The organism is Salegentibacter sp. BDJ18, assembly GCF_017579965.1.
Taxonomy (GTDB): domain Bacteria; phylum Bacteroidota; class Bacteroidia; order Flavobacteriales; family Flavobacteriaceae; genus Salegentibacter.
Map to the genome: position 1 here is coordinate 143,219 of NZ_JAFLQX010000001.1, position 22,637 is coordinate 165,855.

Consider the following 22,637-nt stretch of genomic DNA (forward strand, 5'->3'; position numbering starts at 1 on the left):
AATTTAAGCCGATTTATTAGCTAATTGGCCACAGGCCGCGTCGATATCTTTTCCGCGAGAGCGCCTTACAGTTACCGTAATTCCATTGCTTTCTAGAATTTGCTGGTACATATCTGTAGCCCGGGAAGAAGCCTGCTGAAAATTGCCATCGTCTATAGGGTTATATTCAATCAAATTCACCTTGCACGGCACATATTGACAGAAGCGCAGCAAGGCTTCGGCATCTTTTCGAGTGTCGTTAATATCTTTCCAAACAATGTATTCGTAAGTAATTCGGCTTTTAGTTTTAGAATACCAATATTCTAAAGCTTCCCGAAGATCGTTTAAAGGAAAGGTTTCATTAAAAGGCATTATTTGTGTTCGCACTTCATCTATAGCAGAGTGAAGGGAAACAGCGAGCTTTATCTTCGCTTCATCGTCGGCCAGTTTTTTAATCATTTTTGGAACTCCAGAGGTAGAAATTGTAATTCGCTTTGGGGACATTCCCAAACCTTCGGGGGAAGTGATCTTTTCTACAGCCTTCATTACATTATTGTAGTTCATAAGGGGCTCACCCATTCCCATAAAAACAATATTGCTTAGAGGCCTGTCAAAATACAAACGACTTTCATTATCTATAGCAACCACCTGATCGTAAATTTCATCAGGATTCAGGTTTCGCATTCTTTTTAACTTTGCGGTAGCACAAAACTGGCAATCTAAGCTGCAGCCTACTTGCGAAGAAACGCAGGCCGTGGTTCTGCTAGCCGTAGGAATTAAAACCGATTCTACCGTAAGTTGATCGTGTAATTTTACGGCATTTTTAATGGTACCGTCACTGCTGCGCTGCATTTGATCTACACGAATATGATTAATCACAAAATTCTCGTCCAGCATTTCGCGGGTAGCCTTAGAGATATTGGTCATCGCCTCAAAACTGTGCGCACCTTTATTCCAAAGCCATTCATATACCTGGCTTCCGCGGAAAGATTTATCGCCATTGGCTACAAAAAATTCCTGCAGTTGTGCTTTGGTAAGTGCCCGTATGTCTTTCTTCTTGTTTTTCACGCTGCAAAAGTACTAAGAATTAAAGGATTTTTAAGTTAAGCTGAAGCTAAGTGTTTTAAATTGTGATGATAAGAAAAATTTGAAGTTGAAAAACTACTTAAAAACCGTACAGGAATAATATCCTTTTTTCTAAAAAATAAAAGAGCCACGAATTCAGTAATATTAATGAATTCGTGGCCTAAGATTATATCAAATTAAAAACTAGATAATCAACATCGCGTCTCCATAAGTATAGAAACGGTACTTCTCTTTTACCGCCTCTTCGTAAGCACGCTTCATAAAATCGTGACCGGCAAAGGCCGAGATCATCATAAGCAGCGTAGATTTTGGAGTATGGAAATTAGTAATCATACAGTTCGCTATACTAAAATCGTAAGGAGGAAAGATGAATTTATTGGTCCATCCACCAAACTCATTCAAAGTATGGTTTGAAGAAACCGAGCTTTCCAGAACACGCATTACCGTAGTACCAACGGCACAAACCCGCCTGTTTTCCAGTTTTGCTTTGTTAATGGTTTGTGTAGCTTTCTTTTCAATAAAAGCTTCTTCACTATCCATTTTATGTTTGCTAAGATCTTCTACCTCAACCGGGCTAAAAGTTCCCAGGCCTACGTGTAATGTAACTTCAGCAAAATCTACTCCTTTAATTTCTAAACGCTTTAAAAGGTGTTTAGAAAAATGAAGCCCGGCAGTTGGTGCTGCTACAGCCCCTTCTTCTTTTGCGTAGATAGTTTGGTAACGCTCCTGATCTTCAGGTTCAACATTACGCTTAATATATTTTGGAAGTGGAGTTTCTCCCAGTTCCTTTAATTTTTTTCTGAAATCTTCGTAAGAACCATCGTAAAGAAAACGAAGTGTTCTCCCACGGGAAGTAGTATTGTCTATAACCTCAGCAACTAAACTTTCATCGTCACCAAAATAAAGCTTATTCCCTATTCTAATTTTTCTTGCAGGATCTACAAGAACATCCCAAAGTTTGGTTTCAGGATTTAATTCTCTTAAAAGAAAAACCTCAATTCTAGCACCGGTTTTTTCTTTATTACCATATAATCTCGCCGGAAATACTTTGGTATTGTTCAATACCATAACATCTTCAGGCTCAAAATAATCAAGAATATCTTTAAATTGTTTATGTTCAATTGTTTGCTCCTTCCTGTTTAGAACCATTAGGCGAGCTTCGTCCCTATTCTCTGAAGGGTACTCTGCCAATAGTTCATCTGGAAGTTCAAAATTGAAGTGTGAAAGTTTCATTCCCATAATTGCATTTTTAGAAGCGGCAAATATACAATCTCAAGATAGGGGTTGTCAAGTATTTAAGGATTTATTTGAAAAAAGCTTTTAAACTGAAGTTTTTTCAATCTTAAAACCGAGTTTTTCAAAATCTTCCCAAAACCCCGGGTAGGATTTTGAAACTACTTCAGCATCTTCAATTTCAAAAGGAATTTTAAGTCCTAAAGGCGCAAAAGCCATCGCCATACGATGATCATTATAGGTGGCTACTGAAACATTTTGAGAGAAATTTTGCTTCGGAAGAAGTTCTAAACTGTTGTTGGTCACTTTTACCTGACTGCCAAATTTTTCAATTTCGGTTTTTAGAGCGACTAACCTATCGGTTTCTTTAATTTTTAGCGTATGTAAACCGGTAAGGTGGCAGGGTACATTTAAGGCCAAACAGGTTACTGCAATTGTTTGGGCAATATCTGGCGAATTTTGAAGGTTTTCTTCAACATGTTTTGGTTTAGTACCAGGACGTTTTTCTAAAATAATATGATCATTTTCAAACCTGGTGGTTACACCAAATTGCTTATAAATTTTAGCCAGGCAGGAATCTCCCTGTAAACTGGTTTTTCTATAAGTACTTAATTTAAGATCGGCATATTCACTTATAGCGGCCAAACTATAATAGTAAGAAGCCGAACTCCAATCTGATTCTACGGCTAAAGTTTGCCTTTCTAGTTCTTGCGTAGGTTCAATTTTAATCGTATTTCCTTCAAAACTTCCTTTAATTCCTGCGCGTTGCAAGATTTCTAAAGTCATTTTAATATAAGGGGTAGAAGTAATTTCGCCTTCCAAATTTATTTCGAGTCCGTTGGGAAGTGAAGGTGCAATAAGCATTAAAGCCGAAATATACTGACTACTAATATTAGCCTGTAAAGAAACACGATTTGCGGTAAGTTTTTTTCCTTTAATCCTAATTGGAGGGTAACCATCGTTTTTTTCATAAGAAATATCGGCTCCCATTTGTTTTAGTGCATCTACAAGGAGTTTTACAGGGCGCTCGGTCATTCTTTTACTTCCGGTTAAAACTACTTCCCTACCTTCCAGGCTTGAAAAATAAGCGGTTAGAAATCTCATTGCGGTACCCGCGTGATGAATATCTACTAATTCATCTTCAGTTTTTAAAGCTTTTTGCAAATATTGGGTATCGTCACTATTAGAAAGATTACTAATCTTTAAATTTGGATATAAAGCCTGTAAAATTAGTAAACGGTTAGATTCACTTTTAGAACCGGTAACTTTTATAGTGCCGCTAAGGTGCTTCTTTGTATTTGAAATTTCTAAGTTCATTAATTGCGTATATTAATTTTCAGCATCCTTCTTTTTTCTTGCCCTGAATTGTCCAAACGAAATGATGAATCCATAAACAAAAGCTGCAAGAAATTGCCCCACAATAAAGCGAAATAACTTCCCATCTTCTGTACGTTCAGTGAAATAGGCTTCAAAATGAAATCCGCCGTATTCAAACAGCATACTTACTACATCATACACAATTAGAAAGCCCAGGCCGAGGAATAAAACCGATTTCCAGAAAGCTTTTTGCGAAATCATCTCTTTGAATTTCATTATTTTAACTTTTCGTTGTTATGATGCCTGTCGTGATCTCTTTTGGTTTTTAAATCCAGTTTTTTATCAAAAGCTTCCTGGAGATCAACCCCGGTTTGATTGGCCAGACATAGTACCACAAACATCACATCTGCCAGCTCCTCACCAAGATCCTTATTTTTATCTGATTCCTTTTCACTTTGCTCACCATAACGGCGTGCAATAATTCGGGCAACTTCACCTACTTCTTCGGTAAGTTGCGCCATATTGGTAAGCTCGTTAAAATACCGAACTCCGTGTTCGTTTATCCAATCGTCTACCGCTTTTTGCGCGTTTTCTATGTTCATTTTTATTCCCTTTGTTTAGAATCTACAATTATTGTTACCGGCCCATCATTAATTAGTTCCACCTTCATATCTGCACCAAATTCTCCGGTTCCCACTGGTTTTCCTAAAGTTTCTTCAAATTTCTCAATAAATTTTTCATAGAGTGGAACCGCAACATCAGGTTTGGCAGCTTTTATAAAACTGGGTCTATTCCCTTTTTTGGTGGAAGCGTGTAATGTAAACTGACTCACCACAATGGCATCGCCGTCAACATCTAACAAAGACAGATTCATCGCGTTATTATCATCGCTAAAAATGCGCATTTTCACTATTTTATTGCAAAGCCAGTCAATATCTTCCTGCGAGTCTTCATTTTCTATTCCTAATAAGATCAATAATCCGGTACGCATTACCGCATTAATTTCGTGGTTTATTTGCACGGAGGCTTTAGAAACCCGCTGTAAAACTACTCTCATTTCTTTGGATAAATATCTGTTCTGTAATTGTCTTCTTCTCCTTCCAAAATCTGTAAATAACTTTTATAACGGCTCCAGGCAATTTCACCTTCTTCCAGGGCATCTTTTACAGCGCATTTTGGTTCCTCCAGGTGTAAACAATTATGAAATTTACAATCTTGCTTTATTCTAAAAAATTCTGGAAAATAATCACCCAATTCTTCACGCTCAATTTCTATCACTCCAAAACCTTTAATTCCCGGGGTATCAATAATTCTTGCATCAAAAGTAAGATCAAACATTTCAGCAAAAGTAGTAGTATGCTGCCCCTGTTTATGCTGTTCAGAAATCCGGGAAGTTTTTAAATTTAAACCGGGTTCTATGGCATTGATTAAGGTAGATTTTCCCGTTCCGCTATGGCCGGCAAACATACTGGTTTTACCAAGCATCATCTCCTTAACTTTATCTACATTTTTTCCGGTAGTTGCTGAAATTCCTATACATTCATAACCCGCATTTCTATACATCGCTGCAAGGTATTTCACCTCCACCAGTTCGTCTTCATTATAGCTATCAACTTTATTGAAAAGCAAAACCGCCTTTACGTGGTAAGCTTCAGCAGTAACTAAAAAACGATCTATAAAAGTAGTAAGTGTAGGCGGATTATTAAGTGTAACCAGTAAAAAAACCTGGTCTATATTGGAGGCAATGATATGGGTTTGCTTAGAAAGATTAACCGATTTTCGAATAATATAATTCTCCCGCTTTTCAATCTTTTTGATCACTCCCTGCTCTGCGCCTTCCTTATCTTCAATATCAAATTCTACACGGTCACCCACAGCAACAGGATTGGTACTTTTAATACCTTTAATCCTGAATTTTCCTTTAATTCGGCAATCATAAAACGTTCCCGCTTCACTTTTCACCTGGTACCAGCTTCCTGTAGATTTATAAACGGTTCCTTTCATTCATTTTATGGTTTTTAAGTGGCTGTTTGAAAGTTTTCTTATAGACGTCATCCTGTCCCGACGCTTCGGGATTGTTCCCGTCAAGCTGAACTTGTTTCAGCTTCTAATATGTTAACAACCTAGATCCTGAAACAAGTTCAAGATGACGGTTAAAAAAAATCAAACAACCACTTTGCTAAAATAGCAAATGCAACATTCACTACTTGCCTTTAAACCAAAAATCATGGAAAACAAGATTCTTAAGCTTTCATAATTTTCTCCTGGTGGTTAATAGATTCCTGGTGAACCGCTTTAAATAAACGCAGAATAAATTCCTCGCTTAACCCATGTTGCTCTCCTTCCAAAACCATATTTCCAAGAATTTCGTTCCATCTTTTGGTTTGTAAAACCGAAACGTTCTGTGCCTTTTTCACCTGGCCAATTTCATCAGAAATTTTCATTCTTTTTGAAAGCAGCTCGATCAGTTGATTATCAGCTACATCAATTTTAGCTCTTAAAGTGCTTAATTTATTCTGAAATTCTTCACTTTCTGAAACCTCTTTTCTAATCTTCAAATCTTTCATAATCTGAACTAGTGTTGCGGGGGTGATTTGCTGTGCTGCGTCACTCCAGGCATCATCGGGAGTGTGGTGGGTCTCAACCATAAGTCCGTCGTAATTAAGGTCTAATGCAGTCTGGCAAAGATCAAAAATAATGTCTCTACGTCCTGCAATGTGTGACGGATCTAAAATTAGTGGAAGATCTGGAAATTTATTCTGAAGCTCAATAGCGATCTGCCATTCAGGGTTATTTCTGTACTTGGTTTTTTCGTAAGCTGAAAATCCACGGTGAATTACTCCTAAATTTTTGATATCGGCAGTATGAAATCTTTCTACAGCACCCAACCAAAGAGAAAGATCTGGATTTACCGGGTTTTTCACCAATACAGTTTTATCAGTGCCCTTAAGAGCATCTGCGATATCCTGAACAATAAACGGCGAAACCGTTGTTCTGGCGCCAATCCAAAGAATATCCACATCGTTTTCTAAAGCAAGGTCTACGTGGTGTGCATTCGCAACTTCAGTAGTGGTTAGCATTCCGGTTTCTTCTTTGGCCTTTTTTAACCATTTTAAACCTAGCGCTCCAACTCCTTCAAAATTTCCCGGTCTGGTTCTGGGTTTCCAAATTCCGGCACGTAAAACCGTGGCATCGGTATCTTTTAACTGGTGAGCGATCTTTAAAACCTGTTCTTCGGTTTCAGCGCTGCAAGGTCCTGCGATTACTAACGGATGATCTAATCCGAAATCGTCAAGCCACTTTCTTTGTTCTTTGTTGTTTTCCATAATTTAAAATTTAATCCTGATTTTTAATTTATTCCGTTTAAAATTGATTTAATATGATTGGTGCGTTGCATTTCATTATAAACTTCCTGGAAATCATCATTTTCCAGCAAGTCTTTAAAATGCGTAAGGTTATTAATATATTCAGTTAAAGTTTCCAGCACATTCTCCTTATTTTCCCTGAATATTGGCGACCACATTGCCGGCGAACTTTTGGCAAGTCTTACCGTAGAAGCAAATCCACTGCCCGCCAAATCAAAAATATCGCGCTCGTTACGTTCTTTTTCCAAAACCGTTTTTCCAAGCATAAATGAACTTATATGTGATAGATGCGAGACGTAGGCAATATGCCTGTCGTGCGAAACCGGATCCATATATCGAATTCGCATTCCCAGTTTCTGAAAGATGTTTAGCGCTCTTTCCTGAAGTTTAAAAGCTGTTTTTTCAACTTCACAAATTATATTTGTTTTATTCCTATACAGGTTAGAAATTGCCGCTTCAGGCCCGGAAAACTCGGTTCCTGCAATAGGGTGAGTCGCTAAAAAATTTCTACGGTTTTGATGATTAGCGATCTCTTTACAAAGCCCCGATTTTGTAGACCCGGCATCAAAAACCAGCGTATTCTCATTCACCAGGTCTAAAACTTCTGTCACCACTTTATTTGCAACATCTACGGGAACTGCCACCAAAACAACATCAGCGTGCTGAACATCTTCAATATGAGCCAAGTGATCTATAATACCGAGTTCCTTCGCTTTTTTTAAATTCTTTTCATCAGCATCGCTTCCGTAGATTTCAGCTTCGGGAAAAGCCGATTTAATATCAAGTGCAAAAGATCCGCCTATAAGTCCTATTCCTATTATTTGAACTTTCATGATGTAACTCTTTTTATAGCTCGTTGAATATTCTCTTCCGTAGCGCAAAGTGAAAATCTTATATAACCTTCGCCATTACTTCCAAAAATAAAACCCGGCGCGGTAAAAATGTGATATTTATTCAGTAGAAAATCTACAAAAGCTTCTGCGTTTGTTCCCTTCGGAACCTTGGCCCAAACGAACATTCCGGTTTGGTCTTTTTCAGGTTTACACTGCAAAGCTTCAGCTAATTTCAATACTTTTTCTTTTCTGCTTTGATAAACCTCATTTTGGGCAGAAAACCATTCTCCGTTTAAGCGCAATGCCGCTGCAGCTCCAGCTTGAAGCGGATAAAACATCCCGCTATCCATATTGGTTTTTACTTTTAAAACCGTATTTAGGTTTTTTTCGCTTCCGCAGAGCATTCCTATTCGCCAGCCGGCCATATTAAAGCTTTTGCTTAAAGAATTCAGTTCTAAAACTACCTCTTTGGCTCCTTCTGTTTTTAAAATACTTTTTGGGTTGTTGTTCAGGATAAAACTGTAAGGATTATCGTTTACAATTAAGATGTTGTTTTCCTTTCCAAACTTTACCAAATCAGCAAAAAGCTTTTCATTCGCAGAAGCTCCGGTTGGCATATGCGGATAATTAACCCACATAAGTTTTACTTTGCTCAAATCTTTTTGGGCTAATTCTTCCAAATTCGGCAACCAATTTCCTTCGACATTTAAATCATAATAAACCGCTTTAGCGCCTACAAGTTCAGTAACCGAAGAATAAGTTGGATACCCGGGATTTGGAATTAACACCTCATCGCCTTCATTTAAAAAAGCCATAGAAATATGGGTAATTCCCTCTTTGCTCCCCATTAGCGGAAGAATCTCAGTTTCAGCATCCAGGGAAACCTGGTAATGATTTTGGTAAAATTCAGCAATGGCATTTCTAAAATCTGGCGTGCCTTTATACGGCTGATATTGGTGAGCACCGGTATTTACCAAAGCTTCGTTTAAAGCTGAGATAACCTGCTGCGGTGGCGCCAAATCTGGGCTACCAATACCAAGATTTATAATATCTTTCCCGGCAGCTGCCATTGCACGTACTTCCTTCAATTTTGTAGAAAAATAGTACTCTTTTACGTTGCTCAACCTTTTTGCCTGCTCTATCATTACAAACTGTTTTTGTAGGTTCCTAAAATTGTTAATCGCTCGGTCATTACTTCTAGAATATCCATCGCTTTCTGGAATTCGGAATAATCTTCAAAAGTCACATCGATAAAAAATGAATATTTCCATGGAAACTCTATAATGGGCATACTCTGTATTTTGGTCATATCCAGGTTGAAATCCCGTAAAATATTTAATACTGAAACCAGACTCCCACGCTTACTTTCCAATTCAAATTTTAAAGAAGCTTTATCTATTTTATCGCCGTTTGGCTCTTTTTTCTTAGTACTGATAATTAAAAAACGAGTCGCATTACTTTTCTTGGTATGAATACTTTCTGCAAGAATTTCCAGTCCGAATAATTGTGCCGCTGCTTTACTTGCCACCGCCGCAACTTTTGTACTTCCTTTTTCTGAAATTCTTCGGGCTACTTCGGCGGTATCACTGTCTTCAATTAATTTTATATGTGGGTGTTTTTTAAAGAATTCCTTGCACTGCAACAGCGCCATAGGGTGCGAATAGACCTTTTTAATATTCTCTATTTTTTGTCCCGGCATAGCCATAAAATTCATATCTATCGGGATATAATGCTCGCCAACCACTTTTAGATTATTCTCATCTATAAGTGCATAATTTGGCAATATTGAACCGGCGATAGAGTTTTCTATAGCCATCACACCTTCGGTAGCATCACCGTTTAAAAGGCTTTTAGTGAGTTCAGCAAAAGACATGCACTCTAAAACCTCTACCTCTTGGTGGTAATATTCCTGGGCCACCAAATGATGAAATGAACCCTGCACTCCCTGAATTGCAATAATTTTATCCATTAATTTTTATAATAAATCTCGATTATCGAGTAAAAAAAAAAGTCCCGATGTTTATCGGGACTTTTTTATATAATTTCTTACTTAATTACATAGCATTCCCGTTCCTATCTCTGAAATAGAAATAAAAAAAGTAAAATGCGTTCCAGCTAATTAAGTGATTCATTGTTTCGTTGTTATGGGGCTAAATTAGAATATTATTACCTAAACAAAAACCATTTTTTAGATTTTTTTAAGCTTTCATAAGCTTTTTACAGACTTGATTTTTTTTATAAAGATTCATCGAAAGATTTATAATAGCTTTTAAAATAATCACTTAGTAATTCCGAAATTCCTAACGAGATGACTTTTCTGAAACCCTTTATATCTAATTTTGAACTATAATTGGCGCGTTAAAAATCCTTACTTTTGAAAAAATGCTTGCTATGTCTATTCATGTTGAAGGAATTTCAAAATTTTATGGCGAACAAAAAGCGCTGGACTCCGTTACTTTTAAGCTGAACAAAGGAGAGATTGTTGGCTTTTTGGGGCCAAACGGTGCCGGGAAATCCACTTTAATGAAAATCCTTACCGGTTATTTAACTGCTTCAGAAGGAAAAGCGGAAGTAAATGGAATTTCCCTTGAAGACGATTTACATAAAATTCAGCAACAAATTGGATATCTGCCAGAACACAATCCTTTATATACTGAAATGTACGTTCGGGAATACCTGGAATTTAATTCCAGGATCTTTAAGACCGATAAATCCCGAATTGAGCAAATAATAGAACTCACAGGGCTAAAACCCGAAGCCAATAAAAAAATAGAGCAGCTCTCTAAAGGTTATCGCCAACGTGTTGGTCTCGCCACTGCCCTGCTACACGATCCCCAGGTTTTGATTTTAGACGAACCTACTACTGGATTAGATCCCAATCAATTAGTAGAGATAAGGAATCTTATTAAGAATATTGGAAAGGAAAAATCTGGAAAAACCATCTTTCTTTCTACTCATATTATGCAGGAAGTTGAAGCCGTTTGTGACCGTGTGATTATTATTAATAAAGGAAAGGTAGTTGCCGATAAAAATTTAAAAGATTTAAGGGAAGAAAATGAACAGGTTATTTTAGTGGAATTCGATTACCGGGTAGAGCAAGTGGCCATTCAGAAAATTCCAAACCTAATTTCAGCTAAAAATATAGGCGGATTTGCCTATGAACTCACGTTCGACACTAAAAAAGATATGCGTCCCGCAGTATTCGATTTTGCCCACGATAACGGATTAAAAACTTTACAGTTGAATCAAAAAACAAAGAATTTAGAAAGTCTCTTTGCTGAACTTACAGCCCCCTAACCCCCAAAGGGGGAACTCTAAGCGTTGCGCAAAATACCTAGCCAACTCGACTGAATTTATTTTGAATAAATAATAAAACCAAAGAAGCAGCAACTAAACTCTCCCTTCGGGGGTTAGGGGGCTTCAAATATAAGTCGGCCGGTGTAGTGTTCTTCAATATCAACTTCCGGTGGACGGTTTTTTGAAATTATATCGCCAAATCCAAAAATATCACCTTTTAAAGACTGCTGCGGATTGATAATTAATTTGTTGGTGCCCCGGTGTAAAATATCGTAATGCTGAACGATTAAATCTTCGGCTTCCAGCCTGCCGTCACCATTTGCAAAAAACAGATTTACATTTTCGGCGTTTCCGGTTAGGAAATAATTAGAAATATTGTCGTTGGTAATTCTTAAATTTTCAACCTCAAGATCAAGAATAAAATCGCCATTGGTATGAATATTAGGATCACGTTCCTGGTTAAAAGATCGCAACCAAAGTTCAGGAAAATTTAGAGTGCCAACACTTTCAATCGCGCTGCCGCTACTATTCTGTAACCAGTTTAAAGTTGGGGTAGTGACATAAATTTTAGTGATCTCGTAATCCCGAAAAAGATTACAGGAATTTTCATTTCTCAGTTCAAGTCGGTTATTTACAACTTCAGCAAAAATATCTTCTCGAAGATTTTCTCCGGTTGCGATCTCCACTTTATATTCATCGCCCTGTTCAATAAACAATTTTATGCGTTCATAAACGATGATTTCTTCAAAAGCATCAACGCTAAATTCTTCAGAAATAATTTCTCCGGAAGTTTGTACACAAGTCGGCACTTCTTCAGAATCACATCCTAAAAAGACAAAAATCAATATCGCTATTCCTAATATTTGCTTTCTCATAAACGATAGCCAATTGAAAATTCTACGGCTTCGGCATTCGCATAATGAGAGCGAACGGTAAGCGATGCCCAAAGATTTTCGGTGATTTTTCTTTGCAGACCAACCCTGTTATATAATTGATCTACAAAATGCTCGTAGGGATAATACGCATAATACCCCAAATGCGTGATAACCGATAATTTATTAAAGTTTAGCTGATGCCCAACAAAAACCCCTACTCGCTTGGAATCTTCATCTCCGGTGGTATTTCCAGAAGGAAAAGCTACCGACTGGTAGTAAATTCTTTCTTCCATAGCTTTAGAAAAGAAAACTTCGGCTCCTGCCTGTAGTGTACTTTTATGGTTAAGCACCTTATCGGCATAAGCTGAAAAAGTTAAGAACGGATACTGTTTAGAACCAATAATTCCCATAGTATTTACGCCGCTTCGCAATACAAAATTAAAATGAATGGGTTCTGTATATTTTTCTCGTGGCCCTTTCGGAATATAATTAGGCTGGTTTTGATGATCTAAAGCATAATTCACGCCCAGGTTAAAGGTGATGGTATTTGTACTGGCATTGGGCGATTTAAAATCGGCGTTGGAATAATGAATTAACGAAAGCCCGGTCTGTATTCCCAAACCTTCAAAAATATTATCTTTTTTATAATTTGCCATTAGGTAAGTTGAACTAAGTAAGCGCGAACCGTAGGCATTGTTTTTATAATTATCATCTGGATGATATGGGTTGGAAGCATACGCCAACCCCTGCCCTATTCTAAACATTAAATTTCTTTTGAAAAGGTAGAAATTCATATGCGCATAGAGTCCGTAATTCTCACCTAAACTGGGATTTTTCATATCCTGGTAGGTAAAAGAGGCGCCAACATCGGGATAATTATAGCGCTTTTCCCAATCTTCAAATCCGAAACCTTTTTTATTAAAACCAAGAATTAAACCCGTTGGATGCCCGGTAATTAAATGGGCAATATCAGGATTGTGTTCGGCAATGGTTCCGTAGAAATAACTGGCATCAAAAGAATAATAGTTCTTCCCGAACTCCTGGGCAGAACTATTAAAAATGCTGAAAAGAAAAATAAGGGCGGTAATTTTCTTCATTACCCGCAAATGTAGCCTAATATTTTAAAAAACCGCTTTCGCAATTTTTTGAATATTGGTGCTTTTTCCCATTGAATAATAATGCAAAACCGGAACGCCCGCAGCTTTAAGCTCTTTAGATTGTGCTATGGCCCATTCAATACCAACTTTCCTTACCTCTTTATTATCTTTACAGGCTTCTACATTTTTAATTAAATCCTCGGGCATATCTATGCTGAAAACCTGTGGTAATAATTGCAAATGCCTTTTAACGGCTATGGGTTTAATACCGGGAATTATTGGAACAGTAATTCCCGCTTCCCTTGCCTGCTCTACAAAATCGAAGTAAGCTTTATTATTAAAAAACATTTGTGTAACCACATAATCGGCGCCTGCATTAATTTTCTCCTTAAGGCGTTTTAGATCTGTTTGTAAAGAAGGAGCTTCCAGGTGTTTCTCAGGATAACCGGCCACACCAATACAAAAATCGGCATTGTTATTAGATTCAATAACTTCGTTTAAATATTTTCCTTCTCCCAAATCTTTAATTTGGGTTACCAGTTCACTGGCAAAACAATTACCCCCGTGGGTTGGTTCAAAATAGCGTTGGTGTTTCATCGCATCCCCGCGAAGTGCCATTACATTTTCTATCCCCAAATAGTGACAGTCTACCAGTAAATACTCGGTTTCTTCACGGGTAAACCCGCCGCAGAGTACGTGCGGAATGGTGTCTACATTATATTTTTGCTTTATTGCAGCACAAATACCAACCGTACCCGGGCGCATACGGGTAATCTTCCGTTCCAATAGTCCATCATCTTTTTTAATGTAAACGTGTTCTTCCCGTGAGGTAGTTACATCTATAAACGGCGGATTAAATTCCATTAGTGGATCTATATTATTATAAAGATCCTGTATACTTCTTCCTTTTTGCGGCGGAACAATTTCAAAAGAAAACAATGTTTCTCCTTTTGCCCGGTTTATATGTTCTGTTACTTTCATAAATACTTCCCAGTTCTTTATCCAATAGGAAAATATTGGTTGGATTATTAATTAATCTAAATTTATTTTTTCCAATTCCTCCCCATTGGGGAGGCCAGGTGGGCTTTTTAATCTGCAATATTTGGATTCAGCCATTTTTCGGCTTTTTTTAGTGGAATTCCTTTTCTTTCAGCAAAATCTTTCACCTGGTCATCTTTAATTTTTCCCAGGCCAAAATAACGTGCTTCGGGATTGGCAAAATAATATCCACTTACACTCGCAGCCGGCCACATCGCTAAACTTTCGGTAAGTTCAACTCCAATTCGTTCCTTTACCTTTAAAATTTCCCAAATACTTATTTTCTCTAAATGATCTGGGCAGGCAGGATAACCCGGAGCCGGGCGAATTCCTTTATAAGTTTCTTTTATTAATTCCTGGTTGCTTAAATTCTCTTCGGGCGCGTAGCCCCAGTCTTCCCGTCTTATTTTTTTGTGTAAATATTCAGCAAAAGCTTCTGCGAGACGATCGGCAAGGGCTTTTATCATTATTGAATTATAATCATCGAAATCTTCCTCAAATTTTTTAGCTAATTCTGCAGTACCAAAACCTGTAGTCACACAAAAACAACCAATATAATCTTGAATCCCGCTTTCCTTTGGCGCAATAAAGTCGGAAAGCGCAAAATTGGGTTTTCCACCGTGTTTTTTCAATTGCTGCCGAAGGGTTCTGAAAAGCATCTTTTTTTCTTCGGAATTTTCTTCATATTCCACTTCAATATCATCATCATTAACCGTATTCGCCGGAAATAAGCCGTAGACAGCTTTCGCTTTTAGTAACTTTTCATCCAGAATTCTTTTCAGCAAAACTTTTGCATCTTTGAACAAAGAAGTTGCCTGTTCCCCCACCACTTTATCGGTTAGAATATCCGGATAACGCCCGTGCAGATCCCAGCTTCTAAAAAAGGGGCTCCAGTCTATAAAAGCTTCCAATTCCTTTAAATCGAAATTATCTATTTGTTGAATTCCCGGTTTGTTCGGTTTTGTAATTTGAGTGGTTTTCCAGTCTATAGAATATTTATTTTTTCGCGCTTCTCCAATTGGAAGAAAAGATTTCACTTTACTTCTTTTCTTAAAATTAAGTCTGAATTTATCATATTCGGCTTTAAGATCGCTCATATATTTAGTGCGCGTTTCTTCCTTTAAAAGATCGCCAATTACCGTGACCGCACGCGATGCATCGTTTACATGAGCCACCGCATTTTTATACTGCGGATCTATTTTTACCGCCGTATGCGCTTTTGAAGTTGTGGCGCCACCAATAAGTAAAGGCACATCAAAATTCTGGCGTTCCATTTCCTTAGCTAAAAACACCATCTCGTCTAAAGAAGGTGTTATTAATCCGCTTAAACCAATGGCATCAACACCTTCAGCTTTTGCAGTTTCTATAATTTTTTCCGGAGGCACCATTACGCCCAGGTCAATAATTTCGTAATTATTACAGCCCAAAACCACACTTACAATATTCTTCCCAATATCGTGCACATCTCCTTTAACGGTTGCCATAAGAACTTTTCCAGCCGAGGAGCGCTTACTGGACTTATCTGCTTCAATATAAGGAAGAAGGTAGGCCACTGCTTTCTTCATTACCCTGGCCGATTTTACTACCTGCGGAAGAAACATTTTTCCGCTTCCAAAGAGATCGCCTACCACATTCATTCCAATCATTAAATGACCTTCAATTACTTCAATAGGTTTGTCAGCTTCCTGGCGGGCCTGTTCTATATCCTCTAAAATATAAGCGTCAATTCCTTTAACCAAAGCGTGGGTAATCCTCTCCTGAAGCGGATTTTCCCTCCAGGAAAGGTCTACTTTGCTTGCCTTTTTAGAGCCCACTACGGTTTCAGCAAATTCAAGCAAGCGCTCTGTGGCATCTTCTCTTCTGTCAAGAATTACATCTTCTACGTGTTCTAAAAGATCTTTGGGAATATTATCATACACTTCCAGAAGTGCGGGGTTTACGATCCCGATATTCATTCCCGCTTTAATCGCATAATATAAAAACACCGAATGCATCGCTTCCCGCACCGGATTATTTCCGCGGAAAGAAAATGAAACATTACTCACACCCCCACTAATACTGCAATGCGGAAGATTTTCTTTTACCCAACGGGTTCCTTCAATAAAATCTATGGCATTGCGTTTATGCTCGTCCATCCCCGTACCTACCGGGAAAATATTCAGGTCAAAAATGATGTCTTCTGGTGGTAGTTTTACTGTATTAACCAGGATATCATAAGAACGCTTTGCTATTTCAATTCTACGTTCAAAATTATCGGCCTGCCCAACTTCGTCAAAAGCCATAACGATTACCGCAGCACCGTAACGCTTTATTTTTTTAGCATGTTCAATAAATTCTGCTTCGCCTTCTTTAAGGCTTATAGAATTCACAACACATTTCCCCTGCACCACCTGTAAACCGGCTTCTATAATTTCCCATTTAGAACTATCTATCATGATGGGTACACGGGCAATATCGGGCTCGGCTACAATAAGGTTAAGGAATTTTACCATCGCCTCTTTGCCTTCAATAAGACCATCGTCCATGTTAATGTCGATAATCTGGGCCCCACCGTCTACCTGGTCTCTTGCGACTTCCAGGGCTTCCTCAAAATTCTCTTCTTTAATTAAACGAAGGAATTTTTTAGAACCTGCAACATTGGTTCTCTCTCCAACATTTACAAAATTGCTATCGGGGGTAATTATAAGCGGTTCGAGACCAGATAATTTTAAAGGCCTAATCTCTTGTTGTTCTTTTTCCGGGGAAATTTCTTCCTGTATATTTTCTTGATTCACTGTTTCTATCATAACGCGGTGGAAAATTCAGGTTTCACTATTTTTCTTGGACTATAATCTTTGGCAATTTCAGCAATAGCGCTAATATGCTCTGGTGTGGTACCACAGCAACCACCAAGAATATTCACCAAACCCTTTTCTAAATATTCCCTAATCTGTCTTGCCATTTCTTCAGCATCCTGGTCGTATTCTCCAAAAGCATTTGGCAATCCTGCATTAGGATAAGCCGAAACCCCACAGTTCGCAAAACGGTTTAGAACTTCCAGGTGAGGTGTTAATTGTTTAGCGCCCAAAGCACAGTTAAAACCAACACTTAACAATGGAATATGCGATACCGAAATAAGAAAAGCTTCGGCGGTTTGACCCGATAAGGTTCGCCCCGAAGCATCGGTAATCGTTCCGCTTACCATTATTGGAATATCTAACTGCAATTCTTCCTTAAGTTCATCAATGGCAAAAAGTGCAGCTTTAGCATTTAAAGTGTCAAAAACGGTTTCTACCAGGAGAATATCCACGCCACCTTCTATTAAAGCTTTGGCCTGTTGTTTATAAGCTACGCGTAATTCTTCAAAAGAAATCGCTCTAAAGCCGGGATCGTTCACATCTGGGCTCATACTCGCGGTTTTGTTGGTTGGGCCAATGGCACCGGCTACAAAACGAGGTTTTTCGGGATTTTCTTTAGTTAGAGTTACAGCGACTTCTTTGGCAATCCTGGCCGACTCGTAATTGAGTTCTTCTACCAGCTCTTCCATCTTATAATCGGCCATAGCTATCGTGGTTGCAGAAAACGTATTGGTTTCTACAATATCGGCGCCGGCTTCAAAATATTTACGATGAATGGTAGCGATTGCTTCAGGCTGGGTAAGTGACAAAAGATCGTTGTTTCCCTGTACGGAAACCGGCCAATCACTAAAACGTTTCCCACGGAAATCTTCTTCAGAGAATTTATATTCCTGAAGCATCGTGCCCATGGCACCGTCTAAAATGAGTATATTTTTTTGAAGTTGTTCTTCTAATTTTGACATATAATTTTATCTAAAATCACTATCAAAAAAAGAAGCGGGAAAGAATTCTTTCTTGTTATCTATCTGCGCCAAAGAAGCGAAGTAGAATGTAGCACCTTCTCCCATTACAGGAGGGTTGCCAAGGTTTCAACGGGTCTATTCCCTCAACCTTTCTTGATAACGATGTTATAAACAATGAACTTGAACCAGCAAATATACGGCACAGCCATTTAAATGCAAGGGCTAAGAGTAATTTTTATGGATAATGTATTTTATATGATTTACTGAATTATATTTTTAATAAAACAAAAAAAAAGAAGGGAGAAAAATTAAAGATTACTTCCAAATACTGCTTTAATTTCCAAAGTTTCTATTGACTTAAAAAGCCGAATTACCAAACTTCTTAATTTGAATAGTATCAGTGGTATTTAATTCGTTTAGAAAAGATTTCAGCTCTTCTTTCTTCTGTTTATTCTGAAGAATGATCTCATAATTATATTTTTCACCTGAAATCGTAGTAAAATAAATATGATTTTTATTTCCGTATAAAGTATACTTCCAGAAACTGGCGTAACCTCCATATTTGAAACCGATTTCCTGCAAATCGGAAATTAAAAATTCTTTCCCGAAATTGGCTAAATCAATTTTCACCCGGGTTTCATTTATCTCCATATTTCCAAGATATTTGGGTTTAACAAACGACTGACTTAAAGCTCCAAACATTCCCAGCATAAAAGCAAAACTACCGGTAAGCCGAAGCCACTTTTCCTCTACCTCGAAAATCGATGTGAGCGCACTACCTCCCAGAAGGAGAATAATAAAAACAATCCTTAAAAACACCGAAGGCTTGCAGGTTTTAACTATCCTGGTTTCAAAAGAGTTCATTAATTGATAAGCTCGCCATTTAAAGTGATCGCATAATTGATTTCAGCTGCTTTTTCCAGCATTTTAGAAACCGAACAATATTTTTCCATAGAAAGATCTACGGCACGTTTGGCTTTCGCCGCAGGCACATCTCCTTTTAAAAGAAAATTAAGCTGAATTTTCTTAAAAACATTAGGCACTGCGCCATCTTCTCTAAAGCCTTCAACTTCCACCTGGAGATCTTCCAGTTCCAGATGTTGCTTTTTTAGAATCATTACTATATCAATACTGCTACAACCGGCAATGGCTCGCAGTAATAAATCCATTGGGCTGGCTCCCTTTGGTTCGGCATCGGTTTTATTGTCTAAATGAACAATGTCTCCACGCTCGTTTACAGTTTCAAAATGATAATCTTTATTAAGTCTTTTAAGGTTGATCTTCATAATAAATCTTGTTTTAAACAAATTTAGCTAAAGCTTATTAAAAAACCTTACAGTTCTAAAGCTTATACCGGGATAGGGTTTTCCGTAAACGATATTAACAAATTTTTAATAGATTTACAGGAACGCTTAGAATTAAACCTGATTTTATTCCGACCAAAATCTGATTTAAGAGTTTCGAAAGGTGGGGGATATAAATAGTTGTGTGTAATTTTAATAATAAAAATGAGTTGTACTCGAGGAAAAGCATCACCAAATACTTTTACAAAACATAAACTTTTTGCGAACTCAGGAGGATATTGTCAAAATCCAGAATGTAATGAGAGTTTATTTAAAGAATTTGATAAAAAGGAAATACACATAGCAGAAATAGCGCACATTATCAGCGTTAATAAAGGAGCCCGGAAAAATAATAAACTTACTCCTAAGCAAAAGGGATCTTATAACAATCTCATACTTCTATGCGCGAATTGTCATACTACTATTGATAAATCAGAGGAGGATTTCCCAGAGAAGCTAATTTTAAAATGGAAAGAGGAACATAAACAAAAGCTGAATAGAACATTTGGAATTAAAAAATATTCGACTAGAGAAAAAGTTAGGTCAGTTTTAGAACAATTATTCCTTGAAAATAATTTTATTTTTGAAACATATGGTCCTAACACAGATGAAAAATTTAATCCTGAAAGCACAATGCCCGTGATCTGGAGAAAAAAAATTCGAGAAATTATAATTCCTAACAATCGAAAAATATTAGATATCATTGAAAAGAATTATTCCCTCTTAAACAGTGATGAAAAATTGACTCTCGTGGAATTTAAAAATCATATAAACGATTTCGAAGCAAAGCACATTTATAACGAACAGACAAATGGTATTAGGTTTCCAAAAAAATTAACTAGCATTTATGTATAACGATAATTGGTCTGCAAATTTTGTTCAAGAAAAATTGGAAGAATTTGATAATGTTTCTTCCATTACCGTTGAAGATTCAAATTATATTATAATTGATAGAAAAGAAGGCCCTCGATTTAAAGTATTCAGTTTGTCACTAGAGGATATTAACTATGCAGAAATACACGAAATTGTTCAAGGTTATCCTCAAGTAAATTTTATTTCCAACATAAAAAAGAGTTTTAAAATTGATGGTGAATCATTACATTATTTAGAGTCTAGTGGAATATCATTTGGAACTATGAGCGATGTGATGAGATTCACTCGACAAAAAAATAATTCTCTATATCTTGATAAAGAATATGGTTTTGTAAAAAGAGGATTGAAGCAACATACAAAAGTTCTCAACTTAGAACGATTAGATAATAGAAGAATCCTAATTGAACGACTCAATATGAAGGACGTTATTGCAGTAATGAACAATGATTATGATTTAGGAGTCGAATCCGTAAGGAGTACAAAAGCTAAATTTGTTGATTTTAAAGTAATACTTTCTACTAATCCAAATGCTCGAATCACTGAGGATGCTGAAGCTGTTGCAAAAGACTTAGGTATTTATATTTGTAGTTGGGGTAACTTCCTGGGAAAACTTAATTCATTCTGGAACTAGAATATTTTAAAAAAGAATTGTGTGAATTAATTGAACCTTTAGGGTTCAGTAATCTGAAGTTTTACGTTTTTGGATCATTTGCTAACTCAAAAAAATTTATTGATATAGATTTATTAATAGTTTACGAGGACTACAAAGAGTTAGAAATAGTTATTAAACAAATTAGTAGTAAGTTCTCGAAACAATTAATTCATATCACTAGTTTTACTTATAAGGAAGAAATTGAATTGGATTTTATTGAACGAACAAAATCTAAGTTAATTAAAACTACACACAACAGCGGTTCATCTCAAATTACGGGTTTTATCGAAAAAATGTAATTTTAGAAACCAGGAAACAAATGGTTAATCTGACAAGTTCGCGTCCCCTCTCTCCGCCAGCTGGCGATAACCGAAACGTTTGGCATTCATTTAAACTAAAATAAAAGCGCATGTTCAAAACCCTTATATTTTTATTTATAATTCTTATTTCCACACAAGAGCGATTAATAGGGCAGGAAAATAGTGTTTATATCAAGGCTGGCTTGTTATATGACAGCAAAGAAAATAAGTTGCTAAAAAACAAGCTTATACATATTCAAGACACAAAAATTATATCTATTGGAGAATTTGAATCTTTACCTAAAAATAGCAAAGCCATTGATTTAACCGAGTATACTGTTCTTCCAGGATTAATAGATGCACATACACATGTTCTTTTTTCTCAAGATGCCAACGAAGATTTTTCAGAACATAGTATACAATCTCTAACCATGGAAAGTGATGCTTTAAGAGTCCTTCGGGGTTCTAAAAGAGCCAAAAGTTATTTAGACCAGGGAATAACGAGTATTAAAGATTTAGGAAATTCAGGCTTATATCTTGATGTAGCCCTTAGAAATGCCATTAACGAAGGAACGATTGAAGGCCCACGTATTTTTACTTCTGGACCTATTTTGGCTGCCACTGGAGGGCAAATTTACGGTGTACTGCCTGAACACCAGAATATAATAGATTCAGAATATCGAATAATATCCAGTCCTGAAGATGCAAAGAATGCTGTCCGTGAACATGTGAACCAAAATGTTGATTTAATTAAAATATGTGCTGATAATCTTCCAAATAAAACATTTTTAACCATAGATGAAATAAAAGCTATTGTTGAGACAGCACACTCATACAATTTAAAGGTAACAGCTCATTGTGTTACCAACCAATCTGCATGGAATGCAATAGAAGCTGGTGTTGATGGCATTGAACATGGTTTTAATTTAGCTGATAGCACACTAGCTAAAATGGCAGAAAAACGAATTTATATGGTACCCACAGAAAACAGTAGGGATTATATGAATACATATGTTAAGCTTGCCGGTTATGAAGAGACTGAATGGATTGATAATTATCTAAGCATAATGAAGGATAGGCTAAACAAGGCAATTGATAAAGGAGTACCAATTATAGCCGGTTCTGATAATTATACAGATATAAAAGTATCTAGAGGAGAATCGTCATCAGACATGTTTCGATATTATTTTGAAGCAGGAATGAAACCATTAGATATACTACAATCCAGTACATACATTTCAGCTTTTCATTTAAATAAAGAAAATGAAATTGGCTATATACAACCTCAAGCTAATGCGGATATTATAGCTGTAAAAGGAGATATAATTAATGATTTTATTTCTACAATAGAAAACGTTGAATTCATAATGAAAGATGGAAAGATTTATGACCGAACAACCGATTAAGATTAAATTTGAATCAAAGACACTATCCCGCAAAGTGTGTAAAGTTAAAATAACAGGGGTTGGACTTTTTAAAGTCTGACCCTTTTTTCATAGATCGTAAGGAACTGATTTAAAATAATGCCCCAGTTCCTAATTGGCATTGACC

The 22,637-nt window shown here is 36.9% G+C and carries 22 protein-coding genes and 1 riboswitch; of the genes, 4 read left to right on the top strand and 18 right to left on the bottom strand.

Annotation, left to right across the window (positions count from 1 at the left end; genetic code table 11):
• Nucleotides 1-3 precede the first annotated feature (3 nt).
• From rlmN to J0871_RS00615, 11 genes are all read right to left on the bottom strand, one after another.
• Entirely contained in the window at nucleotides 4-1,047 is a 1,044-nt protein-coding gene (rlmN, locus tag J0871_RS00565) for a 23S rRNA (adenine(2503)-C(2))-methyltransferase RlmN (protein ID WP_208222749.1), read from the bottom strand.
• A gap of 201 nt (nucleotides 1,048-1,248) precedes the next feature.
• Nucleotides 1,249-2,304, bottom strand: coding sequence for a tRNA preQ1(34) S-adenosylmethionine ribosyltransferase-isomerase QueA (gene queA, locus J0871_RS00570; protein WP_177195650.1), 1,056 nt, complete (start codon nucleotides 2,302-2,304; stop codon nucleotides 1,249-1,251).
• Nucleotides 2,305-2,385: 81 nt separating this feature from the next.
• Nucleotides 2,386-3,615, bottom strand: a complete 1,230-nt coding sequence (gene aroA, locus J0871_RS00575) for a 3-phosphoshikimate 1-carboxyvinyltransferase (RefSeq protein WP_208222750.1) — start codon at nucleotides 3,613-3,615, stop codon at nucleotides 2,386-2,388.
• A gap of 12 nt (nucleotides 3,616-3,627) precedes the next feature.
• Nucleotides 3,628-3,891, bottom strand: a complete 264-nt coding sequence (locus J0871_RS00580; protein ID WP_208222751.1) for a hypothetical protein — start codon at nucleotides 3,889-3,891, stop codon at nucleotides 3,628-3,630.
• Nucleotides 3,891-4,217, bottom strand: a complete 327-nt coding sequence (locus J0871_RS00585; protein WP_208222752.1) for a nucleotide pyrophosphohydrolase — start codon at nucleotides 4,215-4,217, stop codon at nucleotides 3,891-3,893. The genes J0871_RS00580 and J0871_RS00585 overlap by 1 nt, the downstream gene beginning before the upstream one ends.
• A gap of 2 nt (nucleotides 4,218-4,219) precedes the next feature.
• Nucleotides 4,220-4,672: a D-aminoacyl-tRNA deacylase gene (dtd, locus tag J0871_RS00590; protein ID WP_075324788.1), complete on the bottom strand. Its 453-nt coding sequence runs from the start codon at nucleotides 4,670-4,672 to the stop codon at nucleotides 4,220-4,222.
• A complete protein-coding gene (rsgA, locus tag J0871_RS00595) occupies nucleotides 4,669-5,619 on the bottom strand; it encodes a ribosome small subunit-dependent GTPase A (RefSeq protein ID WP_208222753.1) in 951 nt (316 codons plus the stop codon). The genes dtd and rsgA overlap by 4 nt, the downstream gene beginning before the upstream one ends.
• Before the next feature lie 239 nt (nucleotides 5,620-5,858).
• On the bottom strand, nucleotides 5,859-6,941 hold the full coding sequence (locus tag J0871_RS00600; RefSeq protein WP_057480513.1) for a bifunctional 3-deoxy-7-phosphoheptulonate synthase/chorismate mutase type II: 1,083 nt from the start codon (nucleotides 6,939-6,941) through the stop codon (nucleotides 5,859-5,861).
• A gap of 23 nt (nucleotides 6,942-6,964) precedes the next feature.
• The gene (locus tag J0871_RS00605) at nucleotides 6,965-7,813 is read right to left on the bottom strand and encodes a prephenate dehydrogenase (protein ID WP_208222754.1); all 849 of its coding nucleotides are present in this window, start codon (nucleotides 7,811-7,813) and stop codon (nucleotides 6,965-6,967) included.
• Nucleotides 7,810-8,958, bottom strand: a complete 1,149-nt coding sequence (locus J0871_RS00610) for an aminotransferase class I/II-fold pyridoxal phosphate-dependent enzyme (RefSeq protein ID WP_208222755.1) — start codon at nucleotides 8,956-8,958, stop codon at nucleotides 7,810-7,812. The genes J0871_RS00605 and J0871_RS00610 overlap by 4 nt, the downstream gene beginning before the upstream one ends.
• A complete protein-coding gene (locus tag J0871_RS00615) occupies nucleotides 8,958-9,782 on the bottom strand; it encodes a prephenate dehydratase (RefSeq protein WP_208222756.1) in 825 nt (274 codons plus the stop codon). Before J0871_RS00615 ends, J0871_RS00610 begins: the two co-directional genes overlap by 1 nt.
• A 422-nt stretch (nucleotides 9,783-10,204) precedes the next feature.
• Here J0871_RS00615 and gldA point away from each other — a divergent pair, with 422 nt between their 5' ends.
• Nucleotides 10,205-11,110 (top strand): gliding motility-associated ABC transporter ATP-binding subunit GldA, encoded by a 906-nt coding sequence (gene gldA / locus J0871_RS00620; protein WP_208222757.1) that lies wholly within the window; start codon nucleotides 10,205-10,207, stop codon nucleotides 11,108-11,110.
• A 113-nt stretch (nucleotides 11,111-11,223) separates the two neighbouring features.
• Here gldA and J0871_RS00625 read toward each other — a convergent pair whose 3' ends face one another.
• The 7 genes from J0871_RS00625 to J0871_RS00655 form a co-directional block, all read right to left on the bottom strand.
• Nucleotides 11,224-11,985, bottom strand: a complete 762-nt coding sequence (locus tag J0871_RS00625; protein ID WP_208222758.1) for a head GIN domain-containing protein — start codon at nucleotides 11,983-11,985, stop codon at nucleotides 11,224-11,226.
• The gene (locus tag J0871_RS00630) at nucleotides 11,982-13,082 is read right to left on the bottom strand and encodes an acyloxyacyl hydrolase (protein WP_208222759.1); all 1,101 of its coding nucleotides are present in this window, start codon (nucleotides 13,080-13,082) and stop codon (nucleotides 11,982-11,984) included. The genes J0871_RS00625 and J0871_RS00630 overlap by 4 nt, the downstream gene beginning before the upstream one ends.
• Nucleotides 13,083-13,106: 24 nt before the next feature.
• Nucleotides 13,107-14,063 (bottom strand): methylenetetrahydrofolate reductase [NAD(P)H], encoded by a 957-nt coding sequence (gene metF / locus J0871_RS00635; RefSeq protein WP_208222760.1) that lies wholly within the window; start codon nucleotides 14,061-14,063, stop codon nucleotides 13,107-13,109.
• 107 nt (nucleotides 14,064-14,170) lie between these two features.
• Entirely contained in the window at nucleotides 14,171-16,906 is a 2,736-nt protein-coding gene (gene metH, locus J0871_RS00640) for a methionine synthase (RefSeq protein WP_208222761.1), read from the bottom strand.
• A complete protein-coding gene (locus J0871_RS00645) occupies nucleotides 16,903-17,919 on the bottom strand; it encodes a homocysteine S-methyltransferase family protein (RefSeq protein ID WP_208222762.1) in 1,017 nt (338 codons plus the stop codon). Before J0871_RS00645 ends, metH begins: the two co-directional genes overlap by 4 nt.
• A 52-nt stretch (nucleotides 17,920-17,971) precedes the next feature.
• A riboswitch (SAM riboswitch) is annotated at nucleotides 17,972-18,082 on the bottom strand.
• A gap of 194 nt (nucleotides 18,083-18,276) precedes the next feature.
• A complete protein-coding gene (locus tag J0871_RS00650) occupies nucleotides 18,277-18,783 on the bottom strand; it encodes a hypothetical protein (RefSeq protein ID WP_208222763.1) in 507 nt (168 codons plus the stop codon).
• Nucleotides 18,783-19,205, bottom strand: coding sequence for an OsmC family protein (locus tag J0871_RS00655; RefSeq protein ID WP_075324798.1), 423 nt, complete (start codon nucleotides 19,203-19,205; stop codon nucleotides 18,783-18,785). Before J0871_RS00655 ends, J0871_RS00650 begins: the two co-directional genes overlap by 1 nt.
• A gap of 222 nt (nucleotides 19,206-19,427) precedes the next feature.
• On the opposite strand from J0871_RS00655, the gene J0871_RS00660 reads away from it, so the two are divergent.
• The 3 genes from J0871_RS00660 (at nucleotide 19,428) to J0871_RS00675 (ending at nucleotide 22,492) form a co-directional block, all read left to right on the top strand.
• Nucleotides 19,428-20,117, top strand: coding sequence for an HNH endonuclease (locus J0871_RS00660; protein ID WP_208222764.1), 690 nt, complete (start codon nucleotides 19,428-19,430; stop codon nucleotides 20,115-20,117).
• Nucleotides 20,110-20,766: a hypothetical protein gene (locus tag J0871_RS00665; protein WP_208222765.1), complete on the top strand. Its 657-nt coding sequence runs from the start codon at nucleotides 20,110-20,112 to the stop codon at nucleotides 20,764-20,766. Before J0871_RS00660 ends, J0871_RS00665 begins: the two co-directional genes overlap by 8 nt.
• 430 nt (nucleotides 20,767-21,196) lie before the next feature.
• Entirely contained in the window at nucleotides 21,197-22,492 is a 1,296-nt protein-coding gene (locus J0871_RS00675) for an amidohydrolase family protein (protein ID WP_208222767.1), read from the top strand.
• Nucleotides 22,493-22,637 lie beyond the last annotated feature (145 nt).

Excerpts from the sequence above, each read along its gene's own strand:
- J0871_RS00665 (WP_208222765.1), top strand. The coding sequence starts at position 20,110 with ATGTATAACGATAATTGGTCTGCAAATTTTGTTCAAGAAAAATTGGAA.
- J0871_RS00650 (WP_208222763.1), bottom strand. The coding sequence starts at position 18,783 with ATGAACTCTTTTGAAACCAGGATAGTTAAAACCTGCAAGCCTTCGGTG.
- J0871_RS00585 (WP_208222752.1), bottom strand. The coding sequence starts at position 4,217 with ATGAACATAGAAAACGCGCAAAAAGCGGTAGACGATTGGATAAACGAA.
- J0871_RS00630 (WP_208222759.1), bottom strand. The coding sequence starts at position 13,082 with ATGAAGAAAATTACCGCCCTTATTTTTCTTTTCAGCATTTTTAATAGT.
- J0871_RS00645 (WP_208222762.1), bottom strand. The coding sequence starts at position 17,919 with ATGTCAAAATTAGAAGAACAACTTCAAAAAAATATACTCATTTTAGAC.
- metF (WP_208222760.1), bottom strand. The coding sequence starts at position 14,063 with ATGAAAGTAACAGAACATATAAACCGGGCAAAAGGAGAAACATTGTTT.
- aroA (WP_208222750.1), bottom strand. The coding sequence starts at position 3,615 with ATGAACTTAGAAATTTCAAATACAAAGAAGCACCTTAGCGGCACTATA.
- queA (WP_177195650.1), bottom strand. The coding sequence starts at position 2,304 with ATGGGAATGAAACTTTCACACTTCAATTTTGAACTTCCAGATGAACTA.
- J0871_RS00655 (WP_075324798.1), bottom strand. The coding sequence starts at position 19,205 with ATGAAGATCAACCTTAAAAGACTTAATAAAGATTATCATTTTGAAACT.
- J0871_RS00615 (WP_208222756.1), bottom strand. The coding sequence starts at position 9,782 with ATGGATAAAATTATTGCAATTCAGGGAGTGCAGGGTTCATTTCATCAT.
- J0871_RS00580 (WP_208222751.1), bottom strand. The coding sequence starts at position 3,891 with ATGAAATTCAAAGAGATGATTTCGCAAAAAGCTTTCTGGAAATCGGTT.
- J0871_RS00675 (WP_208222767.1), top strand. The coding sequence starts at position 21,197 with ATGTTCAAAACCCTTATATTTTTATTTATAATTCTTATTTCCACACAA.
- J0871_RS00600 (WP_057480513.1), bottom strand. The coding sequence starts at position 6,941 with ATGGAAAACAACAAAGAACAAAGAAAGTGGCTTGACGATTTCGGATTA.
- J0871_RS00625 (WP_208222758.1), bottom strand. The coding sequence starts at position 11,985 with ATGAGAAAGCAAATATTAGGAATAGCGATATTGATTTTTGTCTTTTTA.
- metH (WP_208222761.1), bottom strand. The coding sequence starts at position 16,906 with ATGATAGAAACAGTGAATCAAGAAAATATACAGGAAGAAATTTCCCCG.
- gldA (WP_208222757.1), top strand. The coding sequence starts at position 10,205 with ATGTCTATTCATGTTGAAGGAATTTCAAAATTTTATGGCGAACAAAAA.
- J0871_RS00660 (WP_208222764.1), top strand. The coding sequence starts at position 19,428 with ATGAGTTGTACTCGAGGAAAAGCATCACCAAATACTTTTACAAAACAT.
- J0871_RS00605 (WP_208222754.1), bottom strand. The coding sequence starts at position 7,813 with ATGAAAGTTCAAATAATAGGAATAGGACTTATAGGCGGATCTTTTGCA.
- rsgA (WP_208222753.1), bottom strand. The coding sequence starts at position 5,619 with ATGAAAGGAACCGTTTATAAATCTACAGGAAGCTGGTACCAGGTGAAA.
- J0871_RS00610 (WP_208222755.1), bottom strand. The coding sequence starts at position 8,958 with ATGATAGAGCAGGCAAAAAGGTTGAGCAACGTAAAAGAGTACTATTTT.
- dtd (WP_075324788.1), bottom strand. The coding sequence starts at position 4,672 with ATGAGAGTAGTTTTACAGCGGGTTTCTAAAGCCTCCGTGCAAATAAAC.